This is a genomic window from Aquilutibacter rugosus (assembly GCF_036541335.1).
Taxonomy (GTDB): domain Bacteria; phylum Pseudomonadota; class Gammaproteobacteria; order Xanthomonadales; family Xanthomonadaceae; genus Aquilutibacter; species Aquilutibacter rugosus.
The window spans coordinates 13,187-27,241 of sequence record NZ_JAZHBO010000002.1; the positions used below are offsets into that span (position 1 = coordinate 13,187).

Below are 14,055 nucleotides of genomic sequence, written 5' to 3' on the forward strand. Positions count from 1 at the left end.
ATACTTAAATGACCGATTCGAATCCTACGCCGCGGTGGTCGATTCCGCAGATGCACTCGGTCCTGCAATGTATGGCAACGGCCGGTCGCGCCATCCTTGATGTCTACGACAGTGATCAGACCGTCATCGCCACGCAAAAGGCCGACCGGTCACCGTTGACTGAGGCTGACCTGGCCTCGCATCGGATTCTTGCTCAGGGCCTTGCCGATTGGGGCTGGCTGATCCTGAGCGAGGAAGACACCCGCAATCACGCCGCAACGACCCGCTCGCAAGCCGACACGCTGTGGCTCGTTGATCCGCTCGACGGCACCAAGGAGTTCCTGCGCCGCAGCGGTGAGTTCGCCATCAACGTCGCGCTGGTGCATCAGGGCGAAGTGATCTGGGGCGCCGTGCACGCACCGGTGCTGCAAACCACCTGGTTCGGCGGCAAGCATTACGGTGCGTGGCGCATGGATGCCGATGCCGACCCGCGGCAGGCCAGTGCCATAAGAATCGCCGCGCCGGCGCAACGGCCGGTCCGCATCCTGGCCAGCCGCGACCATCGCGGCGATGGTGAGGCCACAGTACTGGCTCGCCTTGATGCGAGCGAGTGGGGACCTGCAACTTGCATTCAGCAGGGCTCCGCACTCAAGTACTCCGCGATTGCACAGGGTGATGCCGACTTTATGCTGCGCCTTCATCCGTGCATGGAGTGGGATGTCGCAGCGCCCCAGGCCATTCTCGAAGCCGCGGGCGGCGCCGTTTTCGATCTCCACGGCCAACCGTTGCGCTACAACCAATCCGAATCTCTGCTCGTCCCTTCGCTCGTTGCGATTGGTGATGCGTCCTTGCCCTGGCGTCTCTGGATGGAGCCCGTATCCGCTTGAATATTCAACGATTGCTCGATGTCATGGCCGCGCTGCGAAACCCGCAGACCGGTTGCCCGTGGGATCTGCAGCAGGACTTCAGAACGATCGCGCCGTACACCATCGAAGAAGCGTACGAAGTCGCCGATGCCATCGACCGCAATGACATGGCCGATCTGCGTGAGGAGCTTGGCGATCTGCTTCTGCAAGTGGTGTTCCATGCGCAGATGGCACAGGAGCAGAAGGCGTTTGCATTTGACGATGTGGTCACCGCCATCGTCGACAAGATGGTGAGCCGCCACCCGCATGTGTTTGGTGCTGAGCACGTCGCCGATGCGCAAGCGCAGACGGAGTTATGGGAACAGCACAAACAGCGCGAGCGCGAAGCCAAGGGCGAGCAGGATACTTCGGCCTTGGCCGGCGTTACTCGGGGTCTGCCGGAGTGGCAACGTGCGATCAAGCTGCAAAAGCGCGCTGCGCGATCAGGCTTTGAGTGGCCTTCGACTGAGCCGGTTATCGCCAAACTGCGCGAAGAGCTGAAGGAAGTCGAAGACGAAATTGAGGCGCAACGCAACGGCGCTGACAACAAGGATCGAATCGAAGAGGAAGTCGGCGACCTGCTGTTTGTCGCGGTCAATCTGGCACGGCATCTCGAGGTTGATCCCGGTACCGCCTTGCGCACGGCGAACCGCAAGTTTGAAACTCGCTTCCGGTCCATGGAAGCATTGGCGAAGGCGCAGGTGAGCGTCTTCAAAGACTTACCGTTGTCTGAACTCGAGATGATGTGGAACCGCGTCAAATAGCTTGGTTCAGCGGTGGTTTCAGGATCTTGACTAAACTGAACACGATTCATTCATAAACATCAAGACGAGCACGAGGGACACGATGCAACATACACGCGACGGTGGGCTGGTACTGATTGTTGAGGACAACCGCGATATCAGCGAAATGGTGGGTGAATACCTGGAGTCCAAGGGATTCGATGTGGACTTTGCCGCCGACGGGGCCGATGGTCTACGGTTGGCCACGGACAATAACTACGACGTAATCATCCTGGATCTGATGCTGCCGCGCATGGACGGCATGGAAGTGTGTCGCCGCCTGCGTGAGGATGCGCGCAAGGCCACGCCGATCCTGATGCTGACCTCGCGCGATGCGCTCGAGGAGAAGTTGGATGGTCTGTCAGCCGGCGCCGATGACTACCTGACCAAGCCCTTTGCTGTGCAGGAGCTCGAAGCGCGCCTGCGCGCGATGATCCGCCGTGAGCGCCGTCAGATCGGTGGGGAACTGCTCAAGGTAGCTGATCTCGAACTCGATCCGTCGTCAATGCGCGCCACGCGTGCCGGCAACGAACTGCAGCTGTCGCCGATCGGTCTCAAATTGCTGACCATTCTGATGCGTGAATCGCCACGGGTAGTGAGCCGTCAGGAGATCGAACGCGAGATCTGGGGCAATGCGTTGCCGGATTCGGATACCTTGCGCAGTCATCTGTACAACGTCCGTAAGGCGGTCGACAAGAACTTTGAGCGTCAGCTGCTGCATACCGTGCAGTCGGCGGGCTATCGCATCGCGGACGTGCAGACTTCGATTTAACACACGCCCGATAAGATGTAGGCCATGTCTCAGCGCCTACCTTCGCAAATCCGAACAGTTTTTATCCGCCAGGGCATCTTCGGTTGCGCCTTGCTGCTGCTGGCGCTGCTGAGTCTCGCGGTACTGTTCGGCGAGTTCCGCATGCGTCAGGAACTGACAGCCGTAGCCAAACAGGCGGTTCGGCAGCATGCGGACAACCCCCAGGTTCAGACATACCAGTTCGGTAACGCCGCGGTATTCCTTGCGGCGCCATCGCAAACGGCTGAGCAGCGGTATGCCGGGTTTCTGCAAGGAACGCGTTTGCAACCGGGCTTTCAGCAGCGCATGGACGAACAGCTCCGTCCGAACACGACCCCGGGCCTCGATATCAACTGGCGCCACTTGCGGCTTCAGCTCAACGGCCTGGATGTGTATCTGGTGCGCGATACGCACATTGCCAACCGTAACATGGCGTGGTTTCTTGCCACAGTGGCGCTCGCGACCATCCTGGCATTCGGACTGGTGACCTGGCAATCGTACTTGGCCGTCAAGCGCGTAATGACGCCGATTCGTGAGCTTTCTGATGCGGTTAATGCGTGGCGGCCGGGACGACTGGACGATTCGGCCCTGCGCGCTATGGAGCCGCAGGCATCCGCGAGTGTCGAGGCTCGCAATCTGTGGCAGGCGATGTACGGGTTGGCGCAGCGGATTCGGGCTTTTACACTGCGTGAAAATCAGTTCCTGCGCGATGCCGGTCATGAACTGCGCACGCCACTTACCGTAATTGATATGTCCGTCGATTCGCTGGAGACGCAATTGTCGGATTTGCCCGCGAGCCGACGTATTCTGCAACGGTTGCGGCAGGCCAGTGGCCGTATTCAGTCCAAACTCGATGCGCTGATGCTACTCACGCGTGAGAACGAAGTCCGCATGCTGGCCGAACCGTTCGAAGTGCGTGAGTTGGCCGAGCAGCAGATGACCTTAGTGCGCACGCGGTTTGCTGATCGCGATGTGAAACTGATCCTGGACCCGGGCTCGCCGGTGATCGTGAACGGTACGGCACAGGCCTTCGCGCTAATCATGGAACAGCTGCTTGCCAATGCGATGCGCTTTACGGCGCAAGGGCTGGTTCGGGTGGAGGTCACGCCCGAATGCGTGAGTGTGCAGGATTCCGGCAGTGGCATGAGTGATGAAGCGCTCAGCCGCGCCTTCGATCCTTTATTTCGCGAAGATCCGTTCGCCGCCGAGGGGCAGGGCATTGGTCTGACCTTGGTAAGTCAGTTGGCAGAACGGGCCGGCTGGCATGTCGTTCTGCACAGTGAGCCGGGCAATGGCACGCGTGCCGAGCTCCGATTTAGCCCGTAAAGCGGGCCGGTGGCGGCGCTCACCCGGGTAAATGTGGCAAAATCTGCGCTGGATTCTGAATTGGACAATACCCAGATGGCAGATGAGTACGGACACTTGCCGCGCAGTCCGCAGCGCATCATCAAGGCCGCCAGATGGTCCTTTCAGGGCCTCAAAGCCGCCTGGTTGCACGAGTCCTCGTTCCGTCTCGAGTGCTATCTGGCAGCGGTGCTGACTCCGGTGGCGATCTGGCTCGGTGAGACACCGGTCGAACGCGTACTGATGATCGGTTCGATACTGCTGGTTCTGAGCATGGAATTGGCCAATTCCGCAGTTGAGGCCGTGATCGGCCGCTACGGTGACGATTTTCACGAACTCGCCGGGCGGGCCAAGGACATGGGCTCCGCCGCGGTTTTTGTGCTGATGATGAACGTGCTGGTCACGTGGGGCCTGATCCTGCTTCCGCGCATTTGATAAAGTAACTACTGAATTTTTTAAGGAGAAGTTGTGCTTGAGCTGTTGACCGATCCGCAAGCGTGGATCCTGCTGATTACCCTGGCCTCCATCGAAATTGTGCTGGGCATCGACAATTTGGTGTTTATCTCCATTGCTGTCAGCCACCTGGAGCCCGTCCAGCGCGAACGAGCCCGCCGTTTCGGTATCGCCGCTGCCTGCGTGACCCGCATTCTGCTGCTGCTGTCGCTGGCCTGGCTGGCGAACCAGACCCATGATCTGTTTACCTTTATGGGTCGCGGCTTTTCAACCCGTGATCTCGTACTGATTTTCGGCGGCATATTCCTGATTTATAAGGGCATTGCCGAAATCAAGGATCTGATCATCGGTGAGCCTGAAGAGGCGGACATCCACACCAAGCCAAAGGCTACATTCTGGACTGTGATTGCGCAGATCGCCGTGATCGATATCGTGTTCTCGCTGGACTCGGTGATCGCCGCGGTCGGCATGGCGTCCGAGTATCAGATCATTATGGTTGCGGCCATTCTGTCGGCGGTTGGTGTGATGCTGCTTGCCTCCAAGCCGCTGGGTAACCTGATTGACAATAACCCCACCATCAAGATGCTGGCCTTGGCCTTTATTGTGCTGATCGGCGCCTATCTGCTGCTCGACGGCTTTGGCCTGCACATCGGCAAGGGCTATATCTACGGCTCAATGGGCTTCTCCGCCGCTGTCGAGGCCCTGAATATTTGGGCCCGTCGCCGCCGTGAGGCCAAATCCATCGCGTCGAGTTAATCCGCTCGGCTGTACACTGTTTCTGTCACCACCCGTTTTCTCCCGGAGAGTTCCATGCGTAAGATTCTGATGTTGCTGACGGCGGTCGTGATGGCCAGCCTGCTCAGCGGATGCGGTTACAACACCATCATCCAAAAAGATGAGGCCGTTAAAGCCTCGTGGTCGCAGGTCATCAACGTTTACAAGCGTCGTGCCGACCTCATTCCCAATCTGGTCAACACCGTCAAAGGTTATGCCGCGCACGAGCAAAGCGTTCTGACTCAAGTGACCGAAGCGCGTGCCAAGGTCGGTTCGATCAACGTCAATGCCGATGATCCGGCTTCGCTGAAAGCCTTCCAGGAAGCACAAACCGGCCTGCAATCGGCAATCGGTCGCCTGATGATGGTGTCTGAAAACTATCCGCAACTGAAGGCGGATCAGGGCTTCCTGCAACTGCAGGCACAACTCGAAGGCACGGAAAACCGCATCACGGTTGAACGTCAGCGCTATATCGAGACCGTGCAGGATTACAACACCTACATCCGTTCGTTCCCGCAGAACATTGTGGCCATGATTTTCGGCTACAAGGCCAAGCCGAACTTTACGGTTGAGAACGAAGCACAAATCCAACAGGCACCGGCCGTTGATTTCGGAACCGGCGCGGTTCCTGCCACGCCGGCACCGCAAGCACAGCAACCGGCCCCGGCGCCTGCCCAATAAATCGGGTCGTAGAGGCTAAGCCGCCATGCGCGACTTCATTGCGCCTCGCCAGCAAGCCACAGTCATGACCGGCAAGGTTGTGCTGTGGCTTGTCTTGCTGTTGGCTGCCTGTTTTTCCTTAACGGTCCGAGCGCAGCAGGCGCTGGCACCGATCCCGCCTCTGAGCGGGCCTGTCATTGATACCACGGCCACCTTGGATGCGGCCACGGTCGATCGCCTTACGCAACAGTCCTTGTCCTTGCAGAAACGCAAGGGTTCGCAGTTGCAGGTGCTGGTGATTCCGACCACACAGCCCGAAGACATCGCGCAATACAGCGTTCGCGCGTTTGAGCAGTACCGAATTGGCCGTGAAAAGGTCGATGACGGTATTCTGCTGGTCGTCGCTAAAGACGATCGCCGCGTCCACATCGAAGTGGGTTACGGCCTTGAGGGTGCCATCCCCGACGCCACGGCTAGCCGTGTCATTCAGGAGTACCTGGTGCCCAAGTTCCGCGCGGGTGATTTCGCCGGCGGTATCGAAGAGGCCACCGACACTCTCGTCAAACTGATTGATGGCGAGACCTTGCCGCAACCGATGGTGGCTGAGACCTCCAACCGTAGCCCTGATGTCATGCAGGCGCTGATGCTGGCGGTGATGGCAGCGGTCCTAATTCGTATTTTTCTAGGTTGGTTGCCGGGCTTGCTGCGCTATCCGCTCTCCATGGGCGCCGCGGGTTTTCTCGCGTTCGGTGCCTCGCAGTTGCTCGGCATTGGTCTGCTGGGCGTGCTGATCGGATTTATTGTCCAGCTGTTTCTAGGTGGCGGCGGTGGTCGGTTTGCCAAGCACCATGACTGGGGCAACTTCCCGCCAATGTCCGGTGGGTGGGGCGGTGGCGGCGGCTTCGGTGGTGGCGGTGGCTTCGGCGGCGGTGGCGGCTGGGGCGGCGGCGGTGGCATGAGTGGAGGCGGTGGCGCCTCGGGGAGCTGGTAATGCCTAGATGGCTGCAAAACCTATTCGCCATGCCGGTGTCAGCGATGATTCCGGCCGAGGACATGCAACGCATCGCCGATGTCATCACCGAATGCGAGACGCTTCACAATGGTCAGATCTGTTTCGCGATCGAACGGTCCTTAGGCCTCGGCAATGTCATGCGCGGTATGACGGCGCGGGATCGGGCCCATCAGGTGTTTTCGCACTTGCGGGTGTGGGATACCTCGCGCAACAGCGGCGTCCTGCTGTACATGCTGACCGCCGAACACCGCATTGAAATCGTTGCCGACCGCGGTTACCACGAGGTCGTCAGCGGCGAACAGTGGCGCGGCATCTGTCAGTTGCTCGAAGAGCGCCTGCATCAGAACGAGGGCGCCGATGCGGTCATTGCCGCCATTCGACAACTGTCCGAGTTGGCTGAGCTCGAGTTTCCGCGCGTTCCCAGCGATGTCATTGACAATGAGCTGTCCAACGCACCCTTCGTACTTTAAGTATTTCTGTAGTTTCCGGATTTCCAAATGATTGCACTGCACGACGCCGACCCGATTGCCTTCCAACTCGGCCCTGTACAGGTGCATTGGTACGGGCTCATGTACTTGCTCGGCTTTGCCGTTGCGCTGTGGCTAGGCACGCGCCGTGTGCGCCAGGGCCGATTGCCGGGCGTCTCGACCGAGGCCTTCGGTGACTTGCTGTTCTACGGCATGCTGGGTGTCATCCTCGGCGGCCGCATCGGGTACATCCTGTTTTACGTGTTCGGTGATTTCCTGCAGGATCCGCTGATGCTGTTTCGCATCAAAGAGGGCGGCATGAGTTTTCACGGCGGCCTGCTGGGTGTGCTGCTGGCCATCTGGATCTGGTCGCGCAAGCATCGTACGCACTTCATGGACACGGTTGATTTTGTGGCGCCGCTGGTACCGCCGGGCCTGGGTTTTGGCCGCATCGGCAATTACATCAACGGCGAGTTGTGGGGCAAGCTCACCAGGGCCGACTGGGGCGTGATTTTTCCGACCGCGCCGGAGCTGGCCGGGAAACCGCTGCCGCTGATCCGACAGGAGTACGCGCAGGGTGCGCTAAATGCCTTCGCGCGGCATCCGTCGCAGCTGTATCAGGCACTGCTCGAGGGCCTGGCAATGTTTGTCGTGCTGTGGTTCTACTCGCGCAAGCCACGCCCGCGTTATGCAGTCGCGGGTCTGTTTGCGTTGCTGTATGGCGTGTTCCGTTTTGCCGTCGAGTTCGTGCGCTTACCCGACAGCCAGCTCGGCTATCTGGCATTCGGCTGGTTGACCATGGGTCAGCTGCTCAGCGTGCCGCTGATTCTGTTCGGTATCGCGTTGCTGTGGCTGTCGCGTCGTAGCCCCACCTTGCAGCCCCAACTCGCATGAAGGCTTATCTCGATCTGCTGCGCCACGTTCTGGAGCAGGGCACCGATAAGGAAGACCGCACCGGCACCGGCACCCGTAGCGTCTTCGGCGCGCAAATGCGCTTTGACCTGCGCCAAGGCTTTCCGCTGGTCACCACAAAGAAGCTGCACCTGCGTTCGATCATCCATGAGCTGCTGTGGTTCCTGAAAGGCGAGACCAACATTGCGTATCTGCGTGACAACAAGGTCTCCATCTGGGACGAGTGGGCGGACGCCGACGGCGAACTGGGCCCCGTGTACGGCAAGCAATGGCGCCAATGGGAAACGGTCGATGGCCGCGTCATTGATCAGATCCGATGGGTTGTCGATGAGATCCGTCGCAATCCCGATTCGCGTCGTCTGGTAGTGTCGGCCTGGAACGTCGGTGAGCTCGACAAGATGGCATTGATGCCGTGTCACACCATGTTTCAGTTCTACGTGGCACAGGGAAGACTCAGCTGCCAGCTGTATCAGCGCAGTGGCGATATCTTCTTGGGCGTGCCGTTCAATATCGCATCGTACGCCTTGCTCACGCACATGGTGGCGCAAGCCTGCGGACTGGAGCCCGGTGATTTCGTTCACACCCTGGGCGATGCGCATCTGTACAACAATCATTTCGAGCAGGCGCACGAGCAGCTGTCTCGTACACCGCGTCCGTTGCCGACCCTGCGGCTGAATCCCGATGTCACCGATCTGTTTGCCTTTACGTACGATGACATTGCCATCGAAGGATACGATCCATGCCCCGCGATCAAAGCGCCGGTGGCTGTGTGAGCGTAGCGACCGACGCGCGACCACGGATTGCACTGATTGCTGCCGTCGATCGTCAGCTCGGACTGGGTAAAGACAACACGCTGGTCTGGCATCTGCCCGAGGACCTGCGTCGCTTCAAACAGCTGACGATGGGCGCGACCCTGCTGATGGGGCGCAAGACGGCCGAGAGCCTCGGACGCGCATTGCCTGGCCGTACCAATCTGGTGCTGACCCGCAGTGGCCAAGTGCCGTACGCCGGCATGCAAGCCGTAACTAGCCTGCAAGATGCGTTGGAGCAGACGAATGGCGAACGACTATGGGTCATCGGCGGCGGCGAGATTTATCGCCTGGCCCTGCCATTGGCCGATGAGATTCATCTGACCCGTGTTGACGCCGAGTTCGATGTGGACACATGGTTCCCGCCCATCGCCAAAGACGAATGGCAGACGGTCGAGTCAGAGCATTATCCCGCCGGCGCTGAGCGCAAGCTGGGTTTTTCACTGATTACGCTAAGACGCGTTACGAACTAACGCGCGCGTCCGGCCCCGAGCAGTCGCGGCCTTTATTGCACTCGCCGATTAGTCTGCAGCGCCCTGCGGCGGACGCGGACCGGCACCACCACCTCGGCCACCACGGCGCCGACGACGCGTAGCTCCCGTGCGCTTGACGCCCTTAGGCGGCAACTTGGCATTGGCCGATGTGGCCAGCTTGGCGGCGCGCAATTCCGGCGGGACTTCGCGACCGGCAACCTGGACAATCTGCGGTGACTCGCTATCGAGGCGCAACGCCGTCAGACGACCGCCCCATACTGCACCGGTATCAATGCTGTGCACGCCGTTGGTGATGTTCAAGCCTAGGGTGGACCAGTGACCTACTACCAGCTTCAGGTCGCGACGGACCATGCCCGGTACGGCAAACCACGGATACAGACCTGCGGGTTGTTCGCCCTGCGCGGTCTTGGCTTCGAATTCGATGCGGCCACGCGGCGTCACGTAGCGCATTCGCGTCATGATGTTGATGATGGCGCGGCACTGTTCCAGCCCGCCCAGCTGCGGATTCCATGCCGGCTTGTCGCCGTACATGTTGCGCAACAGACGCTGGAACTGCTTGCCGTGCAGTTTCTCTTCGACAATGCGTGCACAGCGTTGTGCCTGCTCGATGGTCCACGACGGATGCAGACCGGCATGCACCATGCCCCAGCCGAGTTCGTGATCAACATGGAACAGTGGTTGCGAACGTAGCCATTCGAGCATGGCGTGAGCATCATCGGCCATCACCACACGTTGCAGATCCGGGTTGACCTTGCGCTGTTCCTCGAGCGTCCGTTGGCCGACAGCGAGCAAGGACAGATCGTGATTGCCCAGCACCACAGTGGCATGCTCACGCAGCGAATGCACGAGACGCAATGTCTCCAGCGACTGACCGCCACGGTTCACCAGATCGCCGCAGAACCACAGTCGGTCCTGCGCCGGATCGAAATTAATTGCGTCTAACAGGCGCCGAGTTACCTCGTAGCAGCCCTGCAAGTCGCCGATTGCCCATACCGCCATCGTGACTCCCCGTTAGTGCAACGTGCGAGGAATGGTCAGGGTAAACGGAGGAATCGGGGCCTGGAAGTGCGTGCCGTCGTCGGCCAGCATGTCATAGCTGCCACGCATCGTCCCGAGATCAGTCGGCAAGATAGCGCCGGACGTGTACTCGAAACCCTCGCCTGGCTGCAGCCACGGTTGCTCGCCGACTACGCCCTCGCCATGCACCTCTTCGGTGTGGCCGTTGGCATCGGTAATAACCCAGTGGCGCGCCAGTAGCTGGGCAGGCACGTTACCGCTGTTGCGGATCCAGATGGTATAGGCGAACACGTACCGATCCTGCTCGGGGACCGATTGTTCATCGACATATTGGGTGGTGACGTCAATGTCGATGGCGTAGTCGCTCTGGTGATTCTCCATCACGCCATTTTAAGCGAGTTCGCCAGCCGTACAAAATCGGCGACCTCAATCTGTTCAGCGCGCAGGTCCGGACGCAGTCCCACGGCCTCGATGGCGGCACTGTCACAGATCTTGGACAGGGCATTGCGCAGGGTTTTGCGGCGCTGGCCGAAGGCATCACGGACCACCGAAGTAAACATGGCAGGATCGGCGACCCCGATCTCGGCGGGCGGGCGCGGAACCAGCCGAACTACGGCTGAATCCACCTTGGGTGGCGGATTGAAGGCCTCGGGCGGCACATCGAACAGCGGCGTGACCTCGCAGTAAGCCTGCAGCATCACGCTGAGCCGACCGTAGACCTTGCTGCCGGGGCCGGCGGCCATACGGTCGACCACTTCCTTTTGCAGCATAAAGGTCATGTCCTTGATCGCGGCGGCGTGGTCCAGGGCATGGAACAGAATCGGCGACGACAGGTTATACGGCAGGTTGCCGACCAGACGGATGCGCAGATCGTCGTGATGGCCTTCGTCACGGGCCAGAGCCGTGAAATCGACCTCCATGACGTCGCGGTGGATCACGCGCAAGGTACCGTGCGGACGCGCCGCCTCGCTCAGCGGAAAGATCAGGTCGCGATCGTACTCAATGACCGTCAGACGGCCGTGTGCATCGAGCAGGGGCAGTGTAATGGCACCTTGGCCCGGGCCAATCTCCACCAGCCGATCATCGGGTTGCGGCTGCACCGCGCGCACAATCTGGTCGATGACTCGGCCATCGGTCAGAAAGTGCTGGCCGAACTGCTTCTTGGCGGCCTTGTCGAATCCGGCGGCGGTATTGCGGCCGTCCAGACGCGATTGCGACGAGCGGTGATTTGAGGATTTGCGGGTTGCCATGCGGCTATTGTCGCCGATGCATGGCCATCTGCGCACATTGTTTTATGGCCTGCGCAAAACTGCCAAGGTCTGCCACGCCCCGCCAGGCGATATCCAGTGCGGTGCCGTGATCGACCGCTACGCGCGGGTAGGGCAGCCCCAGCGTGATATTGACCGCCTCGGCAAACCCCGAGTATTTCAGAACCGGCAGGCCTTGGTCGTGATACGCCGCAATGACTGCATCCCACTGTTGCAGTTTTTTCGGCAGGAAGGCCGTGTCGGCCGGCAACGGATCCGAGAGGACCATGCCTTCGGCGCGTAGTTTCGCAATCACCGGTGCAAAGACGCGGAGCTCCTCGTCCCCCATATCGCCCTGTTCGCCGGCGTGCGGGTTCAGGCCGAGAATTAGCAGGCGCGGATTGGCAATGCCAAAGCCACGCTGCAATGCGAGATGCGTGATGCGCAAGGTGCGCTCCATGGACTCGGCAGTGATGGCATCGGCAACGGCGCGCAACGGCAAGTGCGTGGTCTGCAGCGCCACGCGCAAGCGCGAGTGCGCCAGCATCATCACCACCGAGGTCCCCGCGCGTTGTGCCAGCCACTCGGTGGTGCCTGAGTAATCAAATCCGGCTTGTTTTAAGACATGTTTGTGCGTGGGGCCGGTGACCAGTCCCTGCACCTGTCCGGCCAATGCCAGATCACTGCCCAGATTCAGTGCATTGATCACCGCCGCCGCATTGTGCGGATCGACCTGACCTGCAATCGTCTCGCGCTCCTGCACAAGCGGGCAAATCACCGCGCGCGCGGCTTGCTCGCGTGCCCATTGCAAGGCCGCTTCCCATTGCGAAGGATCCGCCGCAGTCACCTCGCGCAGCTCCAAAGGCAAGTGCAATGCCGCCGCCGCGTGGTGCAGCGTTTGCCGATCGGCCAATACCAGTACATCGGCAGGAAGGGCCGTCTGCAGCGCACGCACAGTCAGCTCCGGACCCACGCCTGCGGGTTCGCCGGGAATCAATGCCAGTAGTGGGCGCGAAGTCATGGTCTCAGTTTAAGCGAGCACAGCCAAAGGCCCAAGCAATTGCCCGGGCCTTTGGCGTGAAACGGTGAGCGCGCAGCTGAGCTTACGGCGTAGCGGCTTCATCTTCGAAGCCGGGCAGCATGTACTGCACAAAGGCCTCGTTGCGCATGGAGCGCAGGAAGCGACCCCATTCTTCTTCGAGCTTGCGACGACCGACGGCCTCGCGGGCCTGCTCGCGCAGAGCCTGGTCGCCACCGGGGACACTACGCAGGTCCTGACGCTGGATGATGTGGTAACCGGCAGCGGTGCGCACCGGCGTCGAGATGGCACCGTTGGCGAGGTTTTGCAGAGCGGTTGCCAGCTCGGGACCGTGACGATCGGGTTCAAACCAGCCCAGATCGCCGCCATTGGCCTTGGTTTCAACGTCCTGTGAGTAGTCGCGGGCAGCCTTGGCAAAATCAGCACCTTTGCTTAGACGCTCATACAAGTCCTGTGCGCGCTTTTGCGCCGCTTCGTCGCCGTCGGCGCCGACTTTGACCAGGATGTGACGTGCTTTGTACTGGGTGATATTGCCTGCGGCGGCGCCTTCGCGCACGTCAACGAGCTTGATGATCTGGAAGCCGTTGGGGCCACGCAGCGGCGCGCTGAACTGGCCGGGCTGCAGACCGCGGATGGTGTCCACCAGGGCGGCCGGGATATCGGCGACCGAGCGCCAACCCAAGTCACCGCCCTGCAGCGCATTGGAAGCGTTGGAATATTCCGTTGCCACCGCGCCGAAGTCCGCACCCGCATTCAGCTTGGCAGCAGCGGCATTGGCACGCTTTTCCGCATCGGCAATCTGTGCGGCCGTCGCGCCTTCGGGCGTAGCGACCAGGATGTTGGCCAGGTGCAACTGCGGACCGGAGGCCGGCGAGTTCTTGAGATAGTTATCAACTTCGGCTTCGGACACGTTGACGCGTTGCTGGGCAAATGCCTGCTGCAGTCGTTGCGTGTAGATCTCGTCGCGCAGGGCGGCGCGGTAGTCCGCAAAGTTCAAACCTTGCCTCTCGACATTGGCGCGAAGTTGATCCGGAGTCCAGCCGTTTTGCTGGGCCACTGCGTTCAAAGCGGCGGTGATGTCTTCGTCTGTGACATTGACGCCGCTGGCTTGCGCGCGCGCAACCTGCAACTTGGTCATTACCAGGCGCTCCATGACCTGCTTGCGCACCGCCGCCTCGGAAGGCTTGGCACCGTTGCTCTGCTGTGCCAACTGCGCACTGTAGGTCCGCATGGCGCGATCAAATTCGCTGCGCAGGATGACATCTTCGTCGACCGTAGCGGCAATGCTGTTGAGTGGCGTTGTCGTCTGTGCAAAGGCCGGTGCGGCCAGCAGCAAGGCGGTCAAAGAAATTGTGAAAAATGGTTTCATTA

General features: G+C 60.4%; 17 protein-coding genes. 12 read left to right on the forward strand and 5 right to left on the reverse strand.

The window, feature by feature from the left end:
- Window positions 1–8: 8 nt before the first annotated feature.
- The 12 genes from V3390_RS05185 to V3390_RS05240 all read left to right on the forward strand — a co-directional run bounded on the left by V3390_RS05185 (window position 9) and on the right by V3390_RS05240 (window position 9,360).
- Window positions 9–866: a 3'(2'),5'-bisphosphate nucleotidase CysQ family protein gene (locus V3390_RS05185; RefSeq protein ID WP_331703662.1), complete on the forward strand. Its 858-nt coding sequence runs from the start codon at window positions 9–11 to the stop codon at window positions 864–866.
- Window positions 842–1,648, forward strand: coding sequence for a nucleoside triphosphate pyrophosphohydrolase (gene mazG, locus V3390_RS05190; RefSeq protein ID WP_331704320.1), 807 nt, complete (start codon window positions 842–844; stop codon window positions 1,646–1,648). Before V3390_RS05185 ends, mazG begins: the two co-directional genes overlap by 25 nt.
- Window positions 1,649–1,730: 82 nt before the next feature.
- A complete protein-coding gene (locus V3390_RS05195) occupies window positions 1,731–2,438 on the forward strand; it encodes a response regulator transcription factor (RefSeq protein WP_331703663.1) in 708 nt (235 codons plus the stop codon).
- A 24-nt stretch (window positions 2,439–2,462) separates the two neighbouring features.
- Window positions 2,463–3,782, forward strand: coding sequence for a sensor histidine kinase (locus V3390_RS05200; RefSeq protein ID WP_331703664.1), 1,320 nt, complete (start codon window positions 2,463–2,465; stop codon window positions 3,780–3,782).
- A gap of 75 nt (window positions 3,783–3,857) precedes the next feature.
- Entirely contained in the window at window positions 3,858–4,235 is a 378-nt protein-coding gene (locus tag V3390_RS05205) for a diacylglycerol kinase (RefSeq protein WP_331690287.1), read from the forward strand.
- 33 nt (window positions 4,236–4,268) lie between these two features.
- Window positions 4,269–5,009 (forward strand): TerC family protein, encoded by a 741-nt coding sequence (locus tag V3390_RS05210; protein WP_331690288.1) that lies wholly within the window; start codon window positions 4,269–4,271, stop codon window positions 5,007–5,009.
- A gap of 54 nt (window positions 5,010–5,063) precedes the next feature.
- Window positions 5,064–5,708, forward strand: coding sequence for a LemA family protein (locus V3390_RS05215; protein WP_331703666.1), 645 nt, complete (start codon window positions 5,064–5,066; stop codon window positions 5,706–5,708).
- Between the two features lie 64 nt (window positions 5,709–5,772).
- The gene (locus tag V3390_RS05220; RefSeq protein WP_425493039.1) at window positions 5,773–6,678 is read left to right on the forward strand and encodes a TPM domain-containing protein; all 906 of its coding nucleotides are present in this window, start codon (window positions 5,773–5,775) and stop codon (window positions 6,676–6,678) included.
- On the forward strand, window positions 6,678–7,169 hold the full coding sequence (locus tag V3390_RS05225; protein WP_331703669.1) for a TPM domain-containing protein: 492 nt from the start codon (window positions 6,678–6,680) through the stop codon (window positions 7,167–7,169). Before V3390_RS05220 ends, V3390_RS05225 begins: the two co-directional genes overlap by 1 nt.
- Window positions 7,170–7,196: 27 nt before the next feature.
- On the forward strand, window positions 7,197–8,060 hold the full coding sequence (gene lgt / locus V3390_RS05230; protein WP_331703670.1) for a prolipoprotein diacylglyceryl transferase: 864 nt from the start codon (window positions 7,197–7,199) through the stop codon (window positions 8,058–8,060).
- Window positions 8,057–8,851: a thymidylate synthase gene (locus V3390_RS05235; protein ID WP_331690293.1), complete on the forward strand. Its 795-nt coding sequence runs from the start codon at window positions 8,057–8,059 to the stop codon at window positions 8,849–8,851. Before lgt ends, V3390_RS05235 begins: the two co-directional genes overlap by 4 nt.
- Window positions 8,818–9,360, forward strand: coding sequence for a dihydrofolate reductase (locus tag V3390_RS05240; RefSeq protein ID WP_331703671.1), 543 nt, complete (start codon window positions 8,818–8,820; stop codon window positions 9,358–9,360). The genes V3390_RS05235 and V3390_RS05240 overlap by 34 nt, the downstream gene beginning before the upstream one ends.
- A gap of 48 nt (window positions 9,361–9,408) precedes the next feature.
- Here the strand turns inward: V3390_RS05240 and V3390_RS05245 are convergent, their stop codons facing one another.
- The 5 genes from V3390_RS05245 to V3390_RS05265 all read right to left on the reverse strand — a co-directional run bounded on the left by V3390_RS05245 (window position 9,409) and on the right by V3390_RS05265 (window position 14,053).
- Window positions 9,409–10,380, reverse strand: a complete 972-nt coding sequence (locus V3390_RS05245; RefSeq protein WP_331703672.1) for a symmetrical bis(5'-nucleosyl)-tetraphosphatase — start codon at window positions 10,378–10,380, stop codon at window positions 9,409–9,411.
- 12 nt (window positions 10,381–10,392) lie between these two features.
- Window positions 10,393–10,779 carry a Co2+/Mg2+ efflux protein ApaG gene (gene apaG, locus V3390_RS05250; protein ID WP_331690340.1) on the reverse strand — a complete coding sequence of 129 codons (387 nt, stop codon included), beginning with the start codon at window positions 10,777–10,779 and terminating at the stop codon, window positions 10,393–10,395.
- Entirely contained in the window at window positions 10,779–11,648 is an 870-nt protein-coding gene (gene rsmA / locus V3390_RS05255) for a 16S rRNA (adenine(1518)-N(6)/adenine(1519)-N(6))-dimethyltransferase RsmA (RefSeq protein ID WP_331703674.1), read from the reverse strand. Before rsmA ends, apaG begins: the two co-directional genes overlap by 1 nt.
- A gap of 4 nt (window positions 11,649–11,652) precedes the next feature.
- The gene (pdxA, locus tag V3390_RS05260; protein WP_331703675.1) at window positions 11,653–12,666 is read right to left on the reverse strand and encodes a 4-hydroxythreonine-4-phosphate dehydrogenase PdxA; all 1,014 of its coding nucleotides are present in this window, start codon (window positions 12,664–12,666) and stop codon (window positions 11,653–11,655) included.
- Window positions 12,667–12,748: 82 nt separating this feature from the next.
- Window positions 12,749–14,053 (reverse strand): peptidylprolyl isomerase, encoded by a 1,305-nt coding sequence (locus V3390_RS05265; RefSeq protein ID WP_331703676.1) that lies wholly within the window; start codon window positions 14,051–14,053, stop codon window positions 12,749–12,751.
- Between the last annotated feature and the right edge of the window lie 2 nt (window positions 14,054–14,055).